This window comes from Neptunitalea chrysea, assembly GCF_027924145.1.
Classification (GTDB): domain Bacteria; phylum Bacteroidota; class Bacteroidia; order Flavobacteriales; family Flavobacteriaceae; genus Neptunitalea; species Neptunitalea chrysea.
Window position 1 is genome coordinate 101,608 of the sequence record NZ_BRVP01000011.1, and the last position, 21,797, is coordinate 123,404.

The 21,797-nt window shown below is 37.0% G+C and carries 15 protein-coding genes and 2 tRNA genes; 12 read left to right on the plus strand and 5 right to left on the minus strand.

What is annotated here, in order from left to right:
* Window positions 1-11 precede the first annotated feature (11 nt).
* From gnd to pgl, 3 genes are read left to right on the plus strand one after another with little or no spacing between them, the layout of a single operon-like run.
* The gene (gene gnd, locus NBRC110019_RS09510) at window positions 12-1,421 is read left to right on the plus strand and encodes an NADP-dependent phosphogluconate dehydrogenase (protein WP_281754359.1); all 1,410 of its coding nucleotides are present in this window, start codon (window positions 12-14) and stop codon (window positions 1,419-1,421) included.
* Between the two features lie 28 nt (window positions 1,422-1,449).
* The gene (zwf, locus tag NBRC110019_RS09515; protein WP_281754361.1) at window positions 1,450-2,970 is read left to right on the plus strand and encodes a glucose-6-phosphate dehydrogenase; all 1,521 of its coding nucleotides are present in this window, start codon (window positions 1,450-1,452) and stop codon (window positions 2,968-2,970) included.
* Window positions 2,964-3,677 (plus strand): 6-phosphogluconolactonase, encoded by a 714-nt coding sequence (gene pgl / locus NBRC110019_RS09520; RefSeq protein WP_281754363.1) that lies wholly within the window; start codon window positions 2,964-2,966, stop codon window positions 3,675-3,677. Before zwf ends, pgl begins: the two co-directional genes overlap by 7 nt.
* Window positions 3,678-3,801: 124 nt before the next feature.
* Here the strand turns inward: pgl and NBRC110019_RS09525 are convergent, their stop codons facing one another.
* The 3 genes from NBRC110019_RS09525 to NBRC110019_RS09535 form a co-directional block, all read right to left on the minus strand.
* Window positions 3,802-5,214, minus strand: coding sequence for a glutamate synthase subunit beta (locus tag NBRC110019_RS09525; RefSeq protein WP_281754365.1), 1,413 nt, complete (start codon window positions 5,212-5,214; stop codon window positions 3,802-3,804).
* A gap of 9 nt (window positions 5,215-5,223) precedes the next feature.
* A complete protein-coding gene (gltB, locus tag NBRC110019_RS09530) occupies window positions 5,224-9,705 on the minus strand; it encodes a glutamate synthase large subunit (protein WP_281754367.1) in 4,482 nt (1,493 codons plus the stop codon).
* Window positions 9,706-10,053: 348 nt separating this feature from the next.
* A complete protein-coding gene (locus NBRC110019_RS09535; RefSeq protein WP_281754369.1) occupies window positions 10,054-11,196 on the minus strand; it encodes an acyl-CoA dehydrogenase in 1,143 nt (380 codons plus the stop codon).
* Window positions 11,197-11,291: 95 nt separating this feature from the next.
* On the opposite strand from NBRC110019_RS09535, the gene NBRC110019_RS09540 reads away from it, so the two are divergent.
* The 9 genes from NBRC110019_RS09540 (at window position 11,292) to NBRC110019_RS09580 (ending at window position 18,715) form a co-directional block, all read left to right on the plus strand.
* Complete coding sequence (locus tag NBRC110019_RS09540) at window positions 11,292-12,350, plus strand: anhydro-N-acetylmuramic acid kinase (RefSeq protein ID WP_281754371.1); 1,059 nt, start codon at window positions 11,292-11,294, stop codon at window positions 12,348-12,350.
* A 207-nt stretch (window positions 12,351-12,557) separates the two neighbouring features.
* Window positions 12,558-13,784 (plus strand): Glu/Leu/Phe/Val dehydrogenase dimerization domain-containing protein, encoded by a 1,227-nt coding sequence (locus tag NBRC110019_RS09545; RefSeq protein WP_281754373.1) that lies wholly within the window; start codon window positions 12,558-12,560, stop codon window positions 13,782-13,784.
* Window positions 13,785-13,807: 23 nt separating this feature from the next.
* Window positions 13,808-15,169: a sodium:proton antiporter NhaD gene (nhaD, locus tag NBRC110019_RS09550; RefSeq protein ID WP_281754375.1), complete on the plus strand. Its 1,362-nt coding sequence runs from the start codon at window positions 13,808-13,810 to the stop codon at window positions 15,167-15,169.
* Between the two features lie 149 nt (window positions 15,170-15,318).
* Window positions 15,319-16,017 (plus strand): MotA/TolQ/ExbB proton channel family protein, encoded by a 699-nt coding sequence (locus NBRC110019_RS09555; protein ID WP_281754377.1) that lies wholly within the window; start codon window positions 15,319-15,321, stop codon window positions 16,015-16,017.
* A 7-nt stretch (window positions 16,018-16,024) separates the two neighbouring features.
* Window positions 16,025-16,411, plus strand: coding sequence for an ExbD/TolR family protein (locus NBRC110019_RS09560; RefSeq protein ID WP_281754379.1), 387 nt, complete (start codon window positions 16,025-16,027; stop codon window positions 16,409-16,411).
* A 6-nt stretch (window positions 16,412-16,417) separates the two neighbouring features.
* Window positions 16,418-17,224: an energy transducer TonB gene (locus NBRC110019_RS09565; RefSeq protein ID WP_281754381.1), complete on the plus strand. Its 807-nt coding sequence runs from the start codon at window positions 16,418-16,420 to the stop codon at window positions 17,222-17,224.
* A 22-nt stretch (window positions 17,225-17,246) separates the two neighbouring features.
* Window positions 17,247-18,461 (plus strand): bifunctional folylpolyglutamate synthase/dihydrofolate synthase, encoded by a 1,215-nt coding sequence (locus tag NBRC110019_RS09570; RefSeq protein ID WP_281754383.1) that lies wholly within the window; start codon window positions 17,247-17,249, stop codon window positions 18,459-18,461.
* A gap of 67 nt (window positions 18,462-18,528) precedes the next feature.
* A tRNA-Val gene (locus tag NBRC110019_RS09575) sits at window positions 18,529-18,603 on the plus strand.
* 37 nt (window positions 18,604-18,640) lie between these two features.
* A tRNA-Val gene (locus NBRC110019_RS09580) sits at window positions 18,641-18,715 on the plus strand.
* A 40-nt stretch (window positions 18,716-18,755) separates the two neighbouring features.
* Here NBRC110019_RS09580 and NBRC110019_RS09585 read toward each other — a convergent pair.
* Window positions 18,756-20,033, minus strand: coding sequence for a UDP-N-acetylmuramoyl-tripeptide--D-alanyl-D-alanine ligase (locus tag NBRC110019_RS09585; protein ID WP_281754385.1), 1,278 nt, complete (start codon window positions 20,031-20,033; stop codon window positions 18,756-18,758).
* An 81-nt stretch (window positions 20,034-20,114) separates the two neighbouring features.
* Entirely contained in the window at window positions 20,115-21,791 is a 1,677-nt protein-coding gene (gldJ, locus tag NBRC110019_RS09590; RefSeq protein WP_281754387.1) for a gliding motility lipoprotein GldJ, read from the minus strand.
* Between the last annotated feature and the right edge of the window lie 6 nt (window positions 21,792-21,797).

Consider the following 21,797-nt stretch of genomic DNA (forward strand, 5'->3'; position numbering starts at 1 on the left):
AATATATACACATGGAAGAATTTGATTTTGGTATGGTAGGGCTAGGAGTAATGGGTAGAAACCTGCTGCTTAATATGGCCGACCATGGTTTTTCTGTTGCTGGCTTAGATTTAGATGCTGAAAAGGCAGCGTCTTTAGAAAATGAAGCTTCTGAGAAACATCATGTTAAAGGAACCACACAAGCACAACAATTTGTCACTTTAATAAAAAAGCCTAGAGCTATAATGTTACTGGTGCCGGCCGGAAAACCGGTAGATGCGGTTATTGATTCATTACTGCCTTATCTTGAAGAAGGAGATATCGTAGTAGATGGAGGGAATTCTTATTTCCCTGATACCAATAGACGTGTTCAGGAACTTGAAAGCAAGGGAATTCACTTTTTTGGAATGGGAATTTCTGGAGGTGAAAAAGGGGCACGTTTTGGGCCTAGTATGATGCCGGGAGGAAACAAAGCAGCTTACGAGCGTTTACGCCCTATTTTTGAAGCAATTGCAGCAAAAATAAACGGAGAGCCTTGTGTTACCTATTTAGGAACAGGTAGTGCCGGTAACTATGTAAAAATGGTACATAATGGTATTGAGTATGCTATTATGGAACTAATTGCTGAAACCTATGATTTATTAAAAAGAGGATTTGGTGTTGCAGATTCAGTAATTCAAAAGTTATTTGCCGATTGGAATGAATCAGAGTTGGCATCATTCTTAATAGAAATCACCGCCGATATTTTAAAGAAAGAAGATGAGGTAACCGGAAAAGGATTGTTACTAAATTATATTTCTGATACTGCAAGAGCAAAAGGAACTGGAAAATGGACTTCTCAGAATGCCATGGACATTCAGGCACCTGTGCCTTCTATTGATGCAGCAGTACAGATGAGAGATATTTCTAAATATAAAGAAGAGCGTGTAAAAGCATCAGAATTATTAACATATGATACTAAAGACGCAAGTTTAGATGAAACAGCACTTTTTGAGTTGTTAAAAGATGCCTTTTACTTTAGTATGATAAATATATATGCTCAGGGGATGGCGCAATTAACTATTGCATCTAATGAGTATAACTACGGACTAAATTTAGAAGAGGTAGCAAAAATTTGGAGAGGTGGATGCATTATTAGAGCGGTGTGTCTTGAAGATTTCAGACAAGCGTATCAAAATCAACCTGAGTTGCCTAACTTATTGTTAGACGAAGCCCTTGCTACTAAGTTAAAAACTACACAGCAAGCGGCAAGAGATGCGGTTAAATTAGCTATAGATAAAGGTGTTCCTGTATCTGTATTTATGTCGGCTCTTGCTTATTTTGATTCTTATAGAAGTGAAACATTACCTACAAACATGATTCAGGCACAACGTGATTTCTTCGGGGCTCACAAGTATGAAAGAATTGATAAGGAAGGTGTGTTCCATACAGAATGGAATTAATAAAAACTCCCTATAAACCTAAAAAAGAATGAAATCAGAAAAAAAAGCGGCTCCAACCATTGTGGTTATTTTTGGTGGTACAGGAGACTTAGCACATAGAAAATTGCTTCCTGCCTTCTATAATCTTTATTTAGATAATAGAATGGGGGACGATTTTGCCATCTTCGGACTAGGAAGAAGCGAAATGGACGATGAGGAGTTTCGGGATTTGACATTTAAAAGCTTACAGGAGTTTTCAAGAAGGAAACCTGAAGAAGAACCATGGGAAGCTTTTAATCCTACGATTAATTATTTTCAGTCGGATATTAATGATGAAAAATCATATACAGAGCTTTGCAAAAAGATAGAAGAACTTGAAAAAGATTGGGGATTACGAGCTAACCGCTTATTTTACCTTTCAGTATCGCCAAAATTTATAGAGCCTATTACGGTAAGTTTGAAGCATCATGGTTTAGCTTCTGATGAGGATAAAGACCGTTTGATTATAGAGAAACCATTTGGGTACGATAAAGAATCTGCTATTGAATTAAATAAGTTAATAAATAATTCATTTAAGGAGAGCCAGATTTTTAGAATAGATCACTTCTTAGGAAAGGAAACAGTACAGAATATCTTAGCATTTAGATTTGGAAATGCTCTTTTTGAGCCACTATGGAACCGAAATTATATAGACTACGTGCAAATTACAGTAGCTGAACAAGTTGGTGTAGAAGACCGTGGAGGTTATTATGAGAGTAGTGGAGCCTTAAGAGATATGATTCAGAATCACCTATTACAAATTTTGTGTATGGTGGCAATGGAAGCGCCTACCTCATTGAATGCAGAGGAAATAAGAGACCGTAAGGTAGATGTACTACGTGCTATTAGAAGGTTAAAACCTGAAGAGGTAAATAGAAATGCTGTACGCGGACAATATGCAGAAGGTTGGATGGAAGGACAAAAAGTTCCTGGATATCGTGAAGAAAAAGAAGTAAGTGAAACTTCGAATACAGAAACCTTTGCAGCTATTAAGTTTTATTTAGATAACTGGCGTTGGCAAAATGTACCGTTTTATTTACGTACAGGGAAACGTATGCAGGAAAAAACATCTTCGGTTACCATACAATTTAAACCGGTACCACATGCTACTTTCCCGGGAGAAGCATCTGATAATTTAATGCCAAATAAGCTAACCATTAATCTGCAACCACAAATGGATATCAGATTGCGTTTTATGGTAAAACGCCCAGGATTAGAAATGAATTTGAATCCAGCTGAAATGGTATTTAATTTTGATAGTTGTTCTTCTAATACACCTGAAGCATATGAAACCTTATTATTAGATGCCATGTTAGGGGATACTACCTTGTTTATGCGATCTGATCAGGTGGAAGAGGCATGGGATGCTATAGCTACTGTATTAGAGTCTTGGGAACAACGAGAGTCTATCAATTTCCCTAATTATCAGGCAGGGAGTTGGGGACCTGAAAATGCCGAGGCATTAATTGCACAAAATGGCCATGTATGGTCTATGAATATTCATAAATCTGAAAAAAAGAAAGAATGTTAAACATATTTGATGAACTACCTAAATTGCACACTGCAGTTGCTGATTATTTTGTAGAAAAGGCAAATGAAACGATTGAAAAAACTGGAAAATTTACCGTAGCGCTTACGGGAGGTTCTTCACCAGCAGGAATGTATGAGATAGTTACAACAGTATATAAAGATAAAGTTGATTGGAGCAAGGTATATGTGTTTTGGGGAGATGAGCGCTGGGTGCCACTAAATGATGATAGAAGCAATGCCGGAAATGCGTATAAAAATTTTCTAGATAAGTTACCAATACCTGCAGATCAAATTTATCCGATGTGGAAAGTAGGGGTGACTCCTGAGGCCTATGCGGATGAATATGCAGCTATTTTAGAAGAGGTACTTACAGATGGTGAAACATTTGACCTTATTTTTCTAGGAATGGGAGACGACGGACATACTGCGTCATTATTCCCGGGAGAGGCTGTGATAGATGAAACTGAAAAGAAAGTGGCTGCTTATTTCTTAGCACCACAAGATATGTATCGTATTACGTTAACGGCTCCGGTACTTAATAAAGCAAGTAATGTAGCTTTTATAACTTATGGGTCTAAAAAGGCGCCTGCCTTGTTTGAAGTATTAAAAGGAGAACCAAACGTGAAGAAATATCCGTCACAGATTGTGAAGCCAGACGCGGGTAGTGCTGTTTGGTTTGTAGATGTTGCGGCTGCAGCGAAGTTGTAAAAAAACAATCATACACAATATAGAAAACGCAGTTCGAAAGGACTGCGTTTTTTGGTTTAAACCAAAAAAGAGACCAAAGCAAAAAATGCAGGTCTCTTTTTAATGAAAAAAACTATTACTACAACTAAACAGTGTACATGGCCTTAATCTGTTTGGCAGCATCCCTGCCTTCGGCAATGGCATTCACTACTAACGATTGGCCAATTCTGGCATCACCTGCCAAGAAATATTTTGGATTTGCCGAAGCATAATTCTTCAGGCTAAATGGTTTTCTATCAAAATTAATTTTCTCAGTGAAATAATGTGCATTAGCCGGACCTGTAAATCCAATGGCTATAAACATAGCATCACAAGGAATGGTACGGGTGGTATTTGGCACTACTTCTTTTACACGGTTGCCATTGGCATCTCTACCAATAATTACCTCTGTTATGGTAACGGAGTGTAACGTATTGTTTTGGTCTACATTAAACTCTTTTGCATAACTTTTAAAAATACGGTTACATCCTTCTTTATGGGAAGAGCTCTCGGTATACATCATGGCATCTAAAGGCCATGGTGTTTTATCTGAACGTTTTAATGGTGGGCGCTCGTGGTAATCTAATTCCGTAATACTTAAGGCACCGTCTCTATTGGCTGTGCCAATACAGTCTGAGCCGGTATCACCGCCACCAATAACAATAACGTGTTTACCTTTTACATCAATGGTACGCTCTACATCTTCTCCTGAAACAAATTTGTTAGCCTCGGTAAGGTAGTCCATTGCATAATATACTCCATTGATATTAGAAATATCAGCATCGTATTTTCTGTGTGCTTGTGCACCTACTGCCAAAATGATGGTTTCAAACTCCTCTTCAAGAGCATCTAAAGTAATATCTTTACCAATTTCTACCCCTGTTTTAAAGGTTACACCGGCTTCTTTTAACACGGCTACACGACGTTCAATAAATTGTTTTTCTAACTTAAAGTCAGGAATACCGTAGCGTAGCAAACCGCCAGATTCTTTATCTTTTTCAAAAACTGTTACCAAGAATCCGTAGCTGTTAAGGAAATGCGCTGCGGCAAGTCCGGCAGGTCCCGATCCGATAACGGCAATTTTAATTCCAATATACGTATCAGGTTTCGCAGGTTGCACGTAGTTATTAGCAAATGCCCTTTCTGCGATGGTTTTTTCAATTTCCTCTATGGTAACAGCATCGCTGTTAATACCTAAAACACATCCTTGTTCGCATGGGGCCGGACAAATTCTACCTGTAAATTCTGGGAACGGATTGGTTTTAAGTAAAATATTATAGGCATCTTCCCATCGTTCTTCAAAAGCAGCTTTGTTAAAGTCTGGTATGTTGTTTTCTAGTGGACATTTGAAATGGCAAAAAGGCACCCCACAATCCATGCAACGCGCTGCTTGTTCCTTTTCCGATTTAGGCTCAAAAGGAGCGTAAAATTCTTTATAGTGTTTTACCCTGCTTTTAGGTTTTTCAGCTTTTGCAGTTTCTCTCTTATATTTTAAAAATCCGTCTGTATTACTAGCCATTTCTCCTTCTTATTTTTGAACCTCTAATGTTTGCTGCGATAATATCTTTTTGTACTCGGTAGGGATGATTTTTACAAATTTGGTGATGTATGTATCCCAATCTGCTAAAATCTCTTTACCCAAACTACTGTTGGTATACTCAACATGTTGCTGAATTTTAGTTTTGATAAAGTCAATCTCTTCTTGTCTGAAGGGGTCAAACTCTATCATTTCCATATTCAGCATCTCATCAAAATTGTCTTGTGTTTTTAATAAGTAAGCAATTCCGCCACTCATACCAGCACCAAAATTTCTACCTATGGTACCTAGTACAATTACACGTCCACCTGTCATATACTCACACCCGTGAGCACCTATGCCTTCTACAATTACATGTGCACCAGAATTTCTAACAGCAAAACGTTCACCGGCTCTACCGTTAATATAAACATTACCTTTGGTAGCTCCGTATAATGCTACGTTACCGGTAATCGAGTTGTCTCTAGATCTAAAAGTAGCAATACTATTTTTTTGAACCACTAAGGTAGCCCCTGATAACCCTTTTCCTAGATAATCGTTAGATTCTCCTGTAAGTACTAGACGCATATGTTGGTTCGTAAAAGCACCAAAACTTTGTCCTGCCGATCCTTCAAATGCTAGATCTATAAATGGAGGTTCTTTTTGGTTTTCCTTTTCAAATTTCACCTGATAGTACGATAGGGTAGCCCCTACTGCTCTGTCTAAGTTTATGATTTTATACCTTTTAGTAATGGTTTCGCCCAAACCAAATTTAGGTAGCAGGTCGTTCACCATACGTTGGTTTAAACTACCTTCCAAATCAAAAGCCTGACAAATAAAGGCATGATTGGTAACATTATATTGATTTTCCGGTTTGAACAAAACTGGAGTTAAATCCAAATTTTGCAATTTCCAAAAGGTATCTTTTTTACTTTCTTTTAAAACTTCATTGGCTTTACCTACCATTTCATTAATGGTTTTAAAACCAAGTTGAGCCATTATCTCACGTAACTCTGTAGCAATATGGGTAAAGTAGTTTACCACATATTCTGGTTTTCCAGAGAACAAATCTCTAAGGGTTTTATTTTGAGTAGCTACCCCTACCGGACATGTGTTGGTATGACACTTGCGCATCATAATACATCCTTGTGTTACTAATGCGGCTGTAGAGATACTCCATTCTTCAGCCCCTAATAAAGTGGCAATAGCAATGTCTCTGGCTGTACGTAATTGTCCGTCTGTCTGTAAAACCACACGATCTCTTAGCCCATTCATTACTAAGGTTTGATTGGCTTCTGCCAAGCCAAGTTCCCACGGTAATCCAGCATGTTTGATAGAGCTAATAGGCGAAGCTCCTGTACCACCATCATATCCAGAAATCATAATAGCTTCTGCTTTGGCTTTTGCAACCCCTGCAGCAATAGTCCCTACACCTGCTTTAGAAACCAATTTCACATTGATTCGTGCAGATGGGTTTGCCGATTTTAAATCGTATATAAGTTGTGCTAAATCCTCAATGGAATAGATGTCATGGTGCGGAGGTGGTGAAATTAAACTAACTCCAGGTGTAGCATTTCTAACACGTCCAATCCATTCATCAACCTTAAAGCCAGGTAGCTGACCGCCTTCTCCAGGTTTTGCTCCCTGAGCAACTTTTATCTGTAGCTCGTTTGCCTCTGATAAGTAATCAATGGTAACACCAAATCTACCCGATGCCACTTGTTTAATAGAAGAACGCATATTGTCTCCGTTCTCTTTAGGTGTATATCTTATAGGATCTTCACCACCTTCACCTGAATTTGATTTACCACCTATTTTATTCATGGCAATAGCTAGAGAAGTATGTGCTTCCCATGATAAAGAGCCAAATGACATAGCTCCGGTAGAGAAACGTTTTAAAATACTTTCTACCGGTTCTACTTCTTCAATAGATACCGGAACACGCATTCTGAATCGTAACAGACTTCTTAAAGAAACTCGACTCTTTGTGTCAATTATTTCGGCAAACTTCTTGTATAGTTGATAATCGTTTTTCCAGGAACATTGTTGTAGTAAATGAATTACCTCAGGAGAAAATAAATGCTCTTCTCCGTCTTTTTTCCATTGGAAAAAACCACCTGCTTGTAAATAGTTATTATGTTCATTGTAGGCAGCAGCATGTTTACTTAAAATTTCTCTGGAAAGATCATCAAATTTTAAACCACCAATTCTACTAACCGTTCCGGTAAAAGAGTATTCAACCACTTCAGGGTGAATACCAACAGCTTCAAAAATCTGAGCTCCATGATACGATTGTAAGGTAGATATTCCCATTTTAGAGAAAATTTTTAACAATCCAGCATTTACCGATTTTATATAATTGTCATATGCTTTTTCAATACTAATTTCACCTTTGCTTTCATCTACTATCTGATCAATGTTAGCAAAAGTCATATAAGGGTTTACTACATTCGCACCGTATCCAATTAAGGTTGCAAAGTGGTGCGATTCCATAACATCTCCTGCTTCAACGGCAATCCCAGTACGAACTCTTAATTTTTTACGTGTTAAGTGATGGTGTATGGTTCCTGTAGCTAATAAGGATGGAATTGGAGCGTATAATTCGTTGGCCTCTCTGTCAGAGATAACTAATACGTTCATCCCCTCATCTAAAATAGCCTTGTCCGCTTCTTTACAAAGTTGTTCCAAAGCTTCTTTTAATCTTCCGGGTTTTCCATCAGCAAGATATACCGCATTTAATTGACGGGTTCTGAAATTGGTATGATCTATTTGCCTTATTTTCTCTAAATGCTCATTGGTTACTATCGGATGCTCAAAAGTAATTTGTTTACAGTGTGCGGGTGTACCCGAAAGGATATTGAACGACCGGCCGATACTGGTTTTAGTAGACATCATTACGCGTTCACGTAAGGGGTCAATTGGCGGGTTACTTACCTGAGCAAAATGCTGTTTAAAGTAATTGCTAAGGTGTTGAGGTTTTTCAGAGAGAATGGCTAATGGTGTATCGGCTCCCATAGATCCAATAGGTTCTTTACCTCCTGTAACCGTATCTACCAGATTACGGTGCAAATCTTCTTCGGTATATCCAAACATTTTTTGTTTGGCAAACAATTGCTCTTCCTTAATAACGTATTGTAATTTTTTTTCAGGGAGAACATCTATTTCAATTTCATTGTTTTCTAACCACTTTCCGTATGGTTTTTCGGAAACAATATTTTTCTTAACGTCTTCGTCTTCAATAAATTCTTCTTTGTTTAGGTCTATTAAGAAAATTTTACCCGGTTCTAAACGACCTTTTCGTAAAATGTTTTCTTCTTCTACCGGAAGTGCTCCTGCTTCTGATGATAAAATAATTCTACCATCCTTAGTAAAGCAGAACCTTGATGGTCGTAACCCATTACGGTCTAAAGTGGCTCCTACTATTTCTCCATTGGTAAAACAAAGAGAAGCTGGTCCGTCCCATGGTTCTATTAGTGAAGCATGGTATTGATAAAACTCCTTACGTTGTTTATTCATAATGTCATCTTCTTGCCATGCCTCTGGTATAAGCATCATCATACTGTTTTGTAAACTTCTACCACCTTGGTATAAGAGTTCTAACATATTATCCAGATTACAAGAATCGGAATTTGTATGCTTAACAATGGGGTTTAGCGTACTAATATCTTGTGGGGAAAAGAAGGATGATTCCAAATGGTTCTGGAAAGACTGCATCCAGTTTACATTTCCTTGTATGGTATTAATTTCACCATTGTGCGCTAAGAAACGGAAAGGTTGCGCTAAATGCCATTTAGGGAATGTATTGGTAGAGAATCTGGAATGAATAAGTATAATTCTACTTTTGAATAACGGATCTGTTAAATCTTTATAGTAATCTTTTAACTGAAATGTAGTTAACTGACCTTTATATATTATAGTTTTAGATGAGAACGAAGCGATGTAGAAATTCTCATCGGTCATGTTTCTATGAGAATGTATGCTATTTGTTATTTCTTTGCGAAGTACATATAAACGTCTCTCAAACTCTCTTGTATTCTCAGCATATTTTTCATGAGTAACAAAAAGTTGTTCAATAGCAGGTTCTGTACTTTTAGGAGTATCTCCTAGAGTGTTATTATCTACTGCTACTTTTCGGTAACCTAATAATTCAAAGTCATTCTTTTCAAGAATAACATTAATATCGTTTCTACAAATAGATTTTAAATGTTTGTCGCTAGGTAAAAATAACATAGCAACACCATATTTACCAGCTTCCGGTATGTCTATTCCAAGATAGTCTAATTTGCTTCTAAAAAATTCATCCGGAATTTGAGTAAGCATTCCTGCACCATCACCAGAACAAACATCAATTCCTGTTCCTCCGCGGTGTTCCATATTTTCTAACATGGTAATTCCATCAAGCACCAATTGGTGACTGGCTTCACCTTTTACTTGAGTGATAAAACCAATACCGCACGCATCATGTTCAAAGCTCTCTCTATATAATCCGCTCATTCTTTTCTGTGTTATTTATTTGAGAAATGTTTACTAATTTAAGTTATTATTTGTTAATTTTTAACTTGATTTAACAATAGCTTGAAATTAATGTTGAATTATTAAATTACAGTTGTTAAAATGGTAATACGTTGATTGATGTCCTTAAGTTATTTATAAATTCTTAAAAAAACAAGCGTTATAAGTTATGTATATGTCTTAACTAGAGGGTTGTAGGTATATTTGTGTAATTTTTTTTCAGATGTACCCCTATTTTTTTAGGGGTATATGTAGATGTAGTGGTAAAAAACCACATATTACCCTCTATGGTATAGGGTAGCGTGTGGTTTTATAATGTGTAAATAGCTATTATTTTTGTAAAACAGATCTTGAGATCACTACTTTTTGAATCTCAGAGGTACCTTCGTAAATTTGGGTGATTTTTGCATCTCTCATCATGCGTTCAACATGATACTCTTTTACATATCCATTACCTCCATGTATTTGTACAGCCTCAACAGTTGTTTCCATAGCTACCTGAGATGCATATAGTTTAGCCATGGCCCCTGAAAGGTCGTAGTCGTTATGGTTGTCTTTATCCCAAGCGGCTTTGTATACCAAATATCTAGCGGCTTCTATACTGGTATGCATATCGGCTAGTTTAAATGCAATAGCCTGATGGTTACAAATTTCTGTTCCAAAAGCTTTTCGTACTTTAGAGTATTCTTTAGCTAGTTCATAAGCTCCTGCTGCAATACCTAAAGCTTGTGCTGCAATACCAATACGGCCGCCAGCTAAGACTTTCATAGCAAATTTGAATCCGAATCTGTCTTCTCCAATTCTATTTTCCTTAGGTACTTTAACATCTGTAAACATTAAGGAGTGAGTGTCCGATCCTCTAATACCCATTTTTTGTTCCTTAGCACCTATCTCAAAGCCTTCCCATCCTTTCTCAACAATAAAGGCGTTAATTCCTTTATGTCTTAATTCCGGATGTGTTTGGGCAATTACTAAATAGAAATCGGCGGTGCCTCCATTGGTAATCCAATTTTTGGTGCCATTTAATATATAGTGATCTTCTTTTTCAAATGCTGTAGTTTTCTGCGAAGTAGCATCACTTCCTGCTTCTGGTTCAGATAGGCAGAATGCTCCAATAGACGCTCCAGAAGCTAGTTTGGTAAGGTATTTTTGTTTTTGCTCTTCTGTTCCGTAAGTTTCAAGTCCCCAGCATACCAATGAGTTATTCACCGACATGACTACCGATGCTGATGCATCTACTTTAGAGAGTTCTTCCATGGCAATTACGTATGAAAGTGTGTCCATACCATTACCACCATATTTTGGGTCGGTCATCATTCCTAAGAATCCGAGTTCTCCCATTTGTTTTACTTCTTCGGTAGGAAAAAGTTGTTTTTCATCTCTTTCAATAACACCTGGTAGCAAAATATTTTTAGCAAAATCTCTTGCTGCTTGTTGAATCATTAAGTGTTCTTCAGTTAAAGAAAAGTCCATATTATTGTAATAAGATTAACGATTTGTTGAAGTTTTGTTTCAAATATAGGTGTAAAATATGAATTATTCAATATTCAATTGCTATTTTTACATATATGAAAAAAAATATTTATAACGTTGTAGGGCTTATGTCTGGGACTTCTTTAGATGGGGTTGATATTGTTTATTGTAGGCTTGCGCTTACGAGTGAGTGGGGGTATGAAGTTATCTATGGAAAAACCTATGCCTACCCCGATTTATGGAAGGATATATTGTTAGGAGCTATACATAAAACGAGTAATGAGGTAGATGAAATAGATGAAAGGTATACCAAATATCTTGGAGAATTAATTCAGAAATTTAAAAAGGAATATTCTATAACAGAGGTAGATTTGGTATGTTCTCATGGACATACTATTTTTCATGATCCTGCTAATGGGTATACCAAGCAGATTGGCAATAAATCAGAGTTAGCTAAGATAGTTGGTGAAACGGTAATGTGTGATTTTAGAGTGCAAGATGTTGAACTTGGCGGACAAGGTGCTCCATTAGTACCTATAGGAGATAGGTTGTTGTTTGGGAGTTATTACTATTGTTTAAATTTAGGGGGTTTTGCTAATATTTCTTTTGAGGAAAAAGGAGAGCGTATTGCTTATGATATTTGTCCGGTTAATATTGTACTAAACCATTACACGCGTAAAATTGGATTGGAGTATGATGCTGCTGGATACCTGGCGTCATCAGGAACAGTTTCGGACGTATTGTTAACACAATTAAATAGCCTTAATTTCTATCGTCAGAGTTATCCTAAATCGCTGGGATTAGAGTGGGTGCAAAAAGAGGTTTTGCCAATGATAGATGATTTAAATTTAACGATACCTGATATTTTAAAAACGTTTGTCATTCATGTGGCAGAGCAGATAGCCAAAGTTGTGCAGCCAGATAAATCATTATTAGCAACAGGGGGAGGTGTGTATAATACGTTTTTAATGAATGCTATTAAACAGTCTTCTAAGGTGAAAGTTGAAGCGGCAGATGCAAAACTTATAGAGTATAAAGAGGCACTTATATTTGGGCTTCTTGGAGTACTAAAACATAGAGATGAGGTAAACTGTTTAAGCAGTGTAACAGGTGCTCGAAGAGATCATAGTTCTGGGGTGTTGTATAATCCGTAATAGATAACTTTTGTATTCGTATAGTAAATTAAAATTTTTATTTAAAGAAATACAGTGCTTTAGTAATACATTTGCACATGGAAATAATAGTTAAGAATGGTTTGTGTAAAATGTATTCTATTGTTATAAAATAGATAAGCTTAACACTTCTTATTATTAAACCATCTACAATTTTTTATATTTGCTTCCCGTAATTAACAAACATAAATGAAAGAATTACTAAAACAGTACGAGGAGAAAGCTCCGGAAATCGTATTTAACTGGAAAGATTCAGAAACAGAGGCCGAAGGTTGGACAGTTATTAACTCATTAAGAGGAGGTGCAGCTGGTGGAGGTACCCGAATGAGACTTGGTTTAGATATGAACGAAGTGTTGTCGTTAGCAAAAACCATGGAGGTTAAGTTTACTGTTTCAGGACCGGCGATTGGTGGGGCTAAGTCAGGGATTAATTTTGATCCGAAGGATCCTAGAAAAAAGGGAGTTTTAGAAAGATGGTATAAAGCGGTTTCTCCTTTATTAAAAAGTTACTATGGAACAGGGGGAGATTTAAATGTTGATGAGATTAATGAAGTAATTCCGATTACTGAAGATTGTGGGGTATGGCATCCTCAAGAAGGAGTGTTTAACGGGCACTTTCATCCTACCGAGGCAGATAAGATTAATAGAATAGGTCAGTTACGTCAAGGAGTGATAAAGGTGTTGGAAAATGCACAGTTTTCACCAGATATTCATAAAAAATATACAGTAGCCGATATGATTACCGGATATGGTGTTGCCGAAGCGGTGCATCATTACTACAGTATTTACGATGGAGGTATAGAAGGTAAAAGAGCTATTGTTCAAGGTTTTGGTAATGTAGGGTCTGCAGCAGCGTATTATTTATCTCAAATGGGTGCCAAAATAGTTGGTATTATTGACATCGCAGGAGGTATATTAAAAGAAGAAGGTTTTTCTTTTGAAGAGATAAAAGAATTATTCTTAACTAAAAACGGAAATACATTACAGGCAGATAATTTAATTCCATTTGAAGAAATGAATGAGAAAGTATGGAAACTTGAAGCAGAGATTTTTGCTCCTTGTGCGGCTTCTCGTTTAATAACAAGAGATCAAATTGAGTCGCTTATCAATTCAGGACTGGAGGTTGTTTCGTGTGGAGCTAATGTACCATTTGCCGATAAGGAAATTTTCTTTGGGGAGATTATGGAATTTACCGATTCTAAAATCAGCTTAATACCTGATTTTATTTCTAACTGTGGAATGGCAAGAGTGTTTGCGTATTTTATGGAGAGAAGAGTAGAAATGACCGATGAGGCTATTTTTGAAGATACCTCCGAAACCATTAAAAGGGCACTTGAAAAAACGTATGCTAAAAGTTCTTCCAAAACCGGAATTAGTAGCACAGCCTTTGAAATAGCCTTAAACCAATTAGTATAAATAAATTAGTAAGTATATTATAAATGGAAACAATTATTATTATAGTATTCGTTTTAGGGTACTTAGGTATTGCGTTTGAACACAGTGTAAAGGTCGATAAGCTGATTCCTGCATTAGTTATGATGGCTGTTTTATGGGCTCTTATTGGAATAGATCATATGACGGTGTACGAAGTTAATGCGCAAGCCAGAGAGCTGGAGCCAACTCATATTGATGAAATTTTATTACATCACCTCGGTAAAACAGCTGAAATTATTGTGTTTTTATTAGGGGCAATGACAATTGTAGAGATTATTGACTATTTTGATGGTTTCTCTACTATTAAGGCGTTTATTAAAACAAAAAAGAAGCGTAGCTTGTTGTGGATATTTTCAATTTTAGCATTTATACTTTCTGCAATTATTGATAACCTTACGGCAACTATTGTTTTAATTACAATTTTACAAAAATTAGTAAAAGACAAAGATTTACGCTTATGGTTTGCAGGTATCATTATAATTGCTGCAAACGCTGGTGGTGCTTGGTCTCCTATCGGAGATGTTACTACAACTATGCTTTGGATAGCTAATAAGGTTACTGCACCATCGTTGATAGAGCATGTGTTTGTACCGTCTATTTTATGTTTCGTGGTACCAACATTTGTTGCTTCAAGAATGAAAATTTTTGCTGGGAATGTAGAGGTAGATGAAAACGAAGAAGGATCGGGGTCTAAGTTTGCTTCTAGAATGTTCTATTTGGGGTTAGCTGGAATTATTTCGGTTCCGGTATTTAAAATGGTAACACACTTACCTCCTTATATGGGAATGATGCTTGCGTTAGCTGTTGTAGCAACGTTTGCAGAATTATACAGTAACACTAAAATATCTATTTCTCACGTAGATGGAGAAAGTGAGGCAGCAGCACATCACAGTCCGGTACATAATGCACTTTCTAAGATTGAATTGCCAAGTATTTTATTCTTCTTAGGAATTTTGCTAGCGGTTGCTGCTTTAGAGTCTTTAGGAATGTTGTTTCAATTTGCAGATGTTTTAAATGAATCTATGCCTATGTTGGGTACAGAGTCTATGGGAGAGCATGTATCAGATCTAACAGTAATGTTGTTAGGTGCGGGTTCTGCGGTTATTGATAATGTACCTTTAGTAGCAGCGAGTATTGGAATGTTTGCTGCGGGTCCAGATGATCCTGTTTGGCATTTTATTGCATTCTCTGCGGGTACAGGTGGTAGTATGTTAATTATCGGTTCTGCTGCAGGGGTTGTTGCTATGGGTATGGAGAAAATTAATTTCGTATGGTTCTTGAAAAAGATTAGCTGGTTAGCCTTATTAGGTTTTCTTTCTGGTTCTATTGGTTTTATCCTTATCAGGAATTTGATATTGAATGCTTAATTAAAAAGTAATAACTATCATATAAATTGCCTTTTCAGGAAATCAAAAAAGTTTCTTGGAAAGGCAATTTTATTTTATGGTATTTTGACTATCTTTCCATAATTTTAATCATAAATCTACGTTACGTATAAAACTTATTGCAAATTTCTATGTTTTTACTTTTTCAAGAGGCTATTACGGAGGCTACTGCAACAGATGTGGCTGTTCCAACAGAAGAAACGTTTAGTATTATCCAGTTAATTTTTGACGGAGGTATTAGTAGTGTTATTATTATTGGTATTCTTTTTGTTATGCTTGGGGTGGCATTGTTTATCTATTTTGAGCGAACTTTTGCTATTAAAGCAGCCTCAAAAATTGATGGGAATTTTATGAATCAAATTAAAGATCATATTTCTAACGGGAAGTTAGATGCTGCACTTATTTTGTGTGGTAGTATAGATTCTCCTGTGGCTAGATTGATTGAAAAAGGGGTTTCGCGTATAGGTAAACCTTTAGAAGATATTAATAAAGCAATTGAAAATGCGGGTACACTTGAGGTGTATAAGATGGAGAAAAATGTGAGTGTTTTAGCTACTATTGCTGGTGCTGGGCCAATGATTGGGTTTTTAGGTACAGTTATTGGTATGATTATCGCATTTCAGGAGATGGCTAATAACAGTGGGCAAGCAGAAATGGGACAATTAGCTGGGGGTATTTATACCGCTATGACAACCACGGTTGCAGGTTTAATTGTTGGTATTGTTGCTTATATTGGATATAACCACTTGGTGGTTAGAACTGATAAAGTTGTTCACCAAATGGAGGCGAATGCGGTTGAGTTTTTAGATTTATTAAACGAACCAGTATAAGACGTCTATGAAGTTACGAGGAAGAAATAAAGTTAGTCCGGAGTTTAGTATGTCGTCTATGACAGATATTGTATTTCTGTTACTGGTGTTCTTTATGCTTACGGCTAACTCTCCTAATGCTTTAGACTTATTATTACCTAAAGCAAGGGGTAAAACAACAAAACAACAGAATGTTTCTGTTAGTATTAATAAGAATCTGCAGTATTTTGTAGATGAGAAACAAATTTCTGCTGACGATTTAGAGCAGGAATTAAAAGTAGCTTTGAAAGGAGAGGAGAAGCCTACTATTATTTTACGTGTGGAAGAAACGGTTCCTATAGAAAATGCGGTTACTGTTATGGATATAGCTAATCAGAATAGTTATAAAGTGATATTGGCTGTGCGCCCAAAATAAGAGAGTATGAGTTTTCTGGATACAAAGAATAAAAAGAAGTCGTTTACTATCACGGTAACGTTATTAATATTGTTGCTGTTGATTATGTTTTATACGGGAATGACTCGTTTTGATCCGCCTATAGAAAACGGTATTGCGGTTAATCTAGGATATACAGATACGGGTGGTGGAGATGTGCAACCTCTTGAAAAGATTAAATCTGAGCCTGTAGTTGCGCAACAGCCATCTTCACCGGTTCCTGAAGAAGTAGAAGAGGTGTTAACAAGTGAAGAAGAGGATGTTCCGGTAGTGCCAACAACTGAAAAAACTCAAGAAACTAAAGAAGATACGCCTCCTGTTAAGGAGCCTGTAAAAGCACAGCCGCAACAACCTGCTAAAGATGCAGCTAGTGCACTGGCGGCTATTGAGGGTGCAGAGGAAGTAGATGGAACGGTTGCGGGTGGAGAAGGTCCCGGTGATGGACCGGGAGATAAAGGACAGGAGAATGGAGATCCGTATGCTGCTAGTTATTACGGTGGTCCTGGTAATGGTACCGGAGGCCGTGGTTGGGGGCTTGGTGGTAGAGGTACACCTACTTTTAAAAAGGTGAAGCAAAACTGTAACGAGTCTGGAACTGTGGTGGTGAAGATTGTAGTAAACAGGTCTGGAGAGGTGGTAGAGGCTGAGCCTGGTATTAAAGGAACTATCAATAAGGCACCTTGCTTGCTAGAACCGGCAAAGCAAATAGCTGAATCTTATAAATGGCCAAAAGATGATGAGGCACCTGCTCGTCAGATAGGGTATGTAGTGGTTAAATTTGGTCTTGGCGAATAATTAGATTTCTTATTTTTTTCTAATGAATTATGAAGAAACGTTGCATTGGTTGTTTACTCAATTACCGATGTTTCAAACGCAGGGTAAATCTGCATTAAATAATAAACTTGACAATATTGTCAAGTTTTGTTCTTATCTGGGGTCTCCAGAGCGTAAATTTAAAAGTATACATGTTGCGGGTACCAATGGTAAAGGGTCATCTAGTCATATGATGGCTTCAGTGTTACAGTCAGCAGGGTATAAGGTAGGGTTGTTTACTTCACCGCATTTAAAAGACTTTAGGGAGCGCATTCGTATTAATGGTAAGTCTGTGTCGGAAGATATGGTAGTTTCGTTTGTAGCTCAAAATAAGCCTTATTTTGAGGCTAATGCAATGTCTTTTTTTGAAATGACTACAGGGATGGCTTTTCAGTTTTTTGCGGATGAACAGGTTGATGTAGCTGTTGTTGAAGTTGGTCTTGGGGGAAGGTTAGATTGTACGAATGTAATTATACCAGAGGTTTCTTTAATTACTAATATAGGTTTGGATCATACCGATATACTTGGCGGTACGTACGAAAAAATAGCTTTTGAGAAGGGTGGTATTATTAAAGAAGGTGTTCCTTGTGTAGTGAGCGAATATCAGTCGGAAACGGCACTTGTTTTTGAAGCTGTTGCAAAGGATAAGCATACCAAAATAGTGTATGCTTCAGAACAATTATTTAAAGACTATGTATTAGATCTTACGGGGAGTTATCAAGAGAGGAATATTAAAGGAGTTTTGGCTGTTATTAAAGTGTTGCAGGGGGCTTTCTGTGTAGTGGAAGAAAATATTGTTGATGGCCTAGCTAATGTTGTTAAGAATACGGGTTTAATGGGTAGGTGGCAGGTGCTACATGCAAGTCCTAAAGTTGTTTGCGATACAGGACATAATAAAGAGGGGATGGCCTATGTGATTGAGCAGTTAAATGTGGAAGAATATAATAGATTACATATGGTGTTAGGTTTTGTTCAGGAAAAAGAAATACAAGGTGTTTTGGCTATGTTGCCTAAGGATGCAGTGTATTATTTTACAAAGCCAGATACGAAAAGAGCAATATCTGAGATAGAATTGCAACAACAAGCAAAAAAGTTTACTCTTTTTGGGGAGTCCTATAATTCGGTACAAGCTGCGTATAGTGCTGCTTTTGAAGCAGCTAAGGAAGATGATTTTATATTTGTTGGAGGGAGTAATTTTGTGGTGGCAGAAATTATTTGAAAAAAGTGAGTTTAATTTTTGTGAGATTTAAAAACTGTTATATATTTGCATCCGCATTAAGCAATAAGGGCTCTTAGCTCAGTTGGTTTAGAGCACCTGCCTTACAAGCAGGGGGTCACTGGTTCGAATCCAGTAGGGCCCACAAGTTTCTCGAAACTCGAAGATCTTATTGTTTAATCGGGCTCTTAGCTCAGTTGGTTTAGAGCACCTGCCTTACAAGCAGGGGGTCACTGGTTCGAATCCAGTAGGGCCCACAAAGAAAAAGCTTCAACAAACGTTGAAGCTTTTTTTATTTTAGAAAAGCTCTAATAATCGTTCCATTTGCATTCCTCGAGATCCTTTTATTAAAATAGTACTATTTTCTATTTTGATTGAATTGATATGTTCTTTTAATGCGGTGTATTCTGTAAATTTAGGGTGAGTGCTATTTGTTTGGTAAAAATTATGACCTAATGTAATAAGGTTTTTAAGATCTAGTTGCTTGGTGTAATCAACAATGTGTTGATGTTCTTTTAGGCTTTCTAAGCCTAGTTCAAACATATCGCCTAGTATTACCACGGTGTTTTCTGTGTTCATAGATTTTAAGTTGTCTAATGCGGCGGTAATGCTGGTAGGGTTGGCGTTGTAAGCGTCTAGTATGATGGTATTAGAGTTTGCTTTTAAAATTTGTGACCTATTATTGCTGGGGATGTATGTTTCAATCCCTTTTTTTATATTTTCGGGAGTTATGTTTAAAATGGATCCAATCGTTATAGCTGCGGCTATATTTGGTAAGTTGTAACTGCCTGTAAGATGGGAGTGTATTTTATTATTTAAATACACTAAAGCAGCGTTTTCGGCATTTTTTAGTGGTGTGAGTGTTATGTCTGATTTGTTATTTGTTAGGCTGTAGCTGTATTTGCGAGAGTAGTCTCTTAAGATGTGGCTTTGTTTTTCATCGTCTGCATTGTAAAAAATAGTTTTGCTGTGTTTTTTCAAAAAGTTATATAGTTCGCTTTTTCCTTTAACTACACCTTCTAAAGATCCGAAACCTTCTAAATGTGCTTTTCCAAAGTTGGTGATATAGCCGTAATCGGGTTCTGCTATGGAACATAAGAATTCAATTTCCTTTAAGTGATTAGCGCCCATTTCTACTACTGCAAATTCGGTTTCAGGTTGTATTGATAGTAATGTTAATGGTACTCCTATATGGTTGTTTAAATTGCCTTGCGTGGCTGTTGTTTTGTAAGTGGTTTCTAATACTGACTTAATAAGCTCTTTGGTGGTAGTTTTTCCATTACTCCCAGTTAAGGAGATAATTTTAGTACCCAATTGTTTTCTGTGGTAATTAGCTAGATCCTGAAGGGTTTTAAGGCTGTCTGAAACAAGTATTGTTTCTGTTGTGTTGTGGTGTTTGCTTTCGTCAATAATAGCGGCTAAGGCGCCTTGTTTAAGTGCTTCTGCTGCATAGGCGTTGCCGTTGAAGTTGTCGCCTTTAAGAGCAAAGAAAAGGCAGTTAGGAGTAATTTTTCTCGTGTCGGTAGAAATACCGTCCGATTTTAGAAAAAGTGTATAGAGATTTGCTATGTCCATTGTAATGTGTATTTGGAAACCTCTAAAATAAAAAAAGCTCTGATGTACATCAGAGCTTTTTTAAAAAATATTTTGGTAATCTTAATTTCTTGTCTTTTTACCACCGTTAGTAGATTTTGCACCTACTCTAGACATAGCACATCTAAATCCGATATAATTTGTTGATAAGTACTCTGGGTAGTATCTACGTTGAGCTGGGTCTAACCAATAAGCTCTGTCTTTCCAAGAACCTCCCTTGTAAACTCTCGCGTTATTGTCTATTAATGTAGTTCTGTTGTTAGATTTGTCATATAATCTAGCTAACTCGCCTTCATTATCAGAAGTAACCTTTCCTTTAGGAGAGTTGTACATTTCAAATTTTGCAGCTTCTGTATCATCTGCGTCCTCTGTGTCAGCAAACTGGCTGTAGTATCTTGTAGAAGCAGGGTCACCATCTCTGTAGTTTCTGTTGTCTGCTTTAGTGTAGTTGGTTCTTAAGTACGTTTGCTCAATACCAACTTCTTCTTTAGCAATTTCTCCAGGAAGTGTAGTTGCTATAATTTGTCCTGTTGGAAGTGTGTCATACTGAATGTTAGCGTCAGTTGTTACAACAACTTTACCATCTTCGCCAATTTGGTTTTTATTATAAACATTACCACGGAAGTAGTTAAAGTCATTTGCTTGGTCATCTACAATAGGTCTGTAGATATCAGCAACCCACTCAGCAACGTTACCAGCCATGTCGTATAAACCAAAGTCATTTGGAGGGTAAGATTTTACTTGGTTGGTAATATCTGCACGGTCATCAGACCATCCTGCAATTCCACCGTAGTCACCTTTACCTTGCTTAAAGTTAGCTAACTGGTCACCTCTGGTGCTTTTTTGTCCTGTTCTAGTGTATTCACCAGACCATGGGTATTTCTTTCTACCTCTAATGTTGTTATACTCTCTTAAGCCGTTTAATGCAATAGCAGCATACTCCCATTCAGCTTCAGTAGGTAGTCTATATTCAGGTAAAAGCGCTCCACTTTCTTTTTTAGCAAAAACAGGAACTGAATCATTTCTACCTTGTCTTCTCCCTTGAAGTGTGTCGATAGCTCCACCGTAAGTTTGATCTGGAGTGTTTAAGTAGGTTTGAGTACTGAACCCAACGCTTTTTCCTCCTTCTTCTTCTTCACTAGGATTCATAACATCTTCAGAAAGATATCCTTCATTAACTAATTTAGCTTCGTTTACTCGGTCAGTTCTCCATTTAGAGAATTCAACAGCTTGAAGCCAGTTAACACCAACAACTGGGTATTCTGCATAAGACGGGTGTCTTAGGTAGTTGTTAGTCATGTTTTCGTTAAATCCAAGAGGGCTTCTCCATACTAATGTATCAGGTAAAGCACCTACATAGATATTTTTATAGTTTTCCTCACTTGGAGGATACATACGCTTAATCCAATCTAAATACTCAAGGTACATAAGGTTTGTAACCTCAGTTTCGTCCATATAAAAAGATTGAACGTGCTGTTGGTTAGGGGTGTTGTTCCAGTCGTGCATTACGTCGTCTTGAACTTTACCCATAGTAAAGGTACCTCCTTCAACAAAGACAAGTCCTGGTGCGGCTTCTTGTTCGGTATAACTTGTATTATACTGAAAACCTCCATCTTTGTCATTAATTGTCCATCCAGTCGCTCTAGAAATATCGCCTTTTGCAGAAGACTTTTTGCAGCTTACCGTAAATGCAGAAACTGCTAAAGCAAGTAGAAAAAATTTAATTGATTGCATTCTCATGTTATC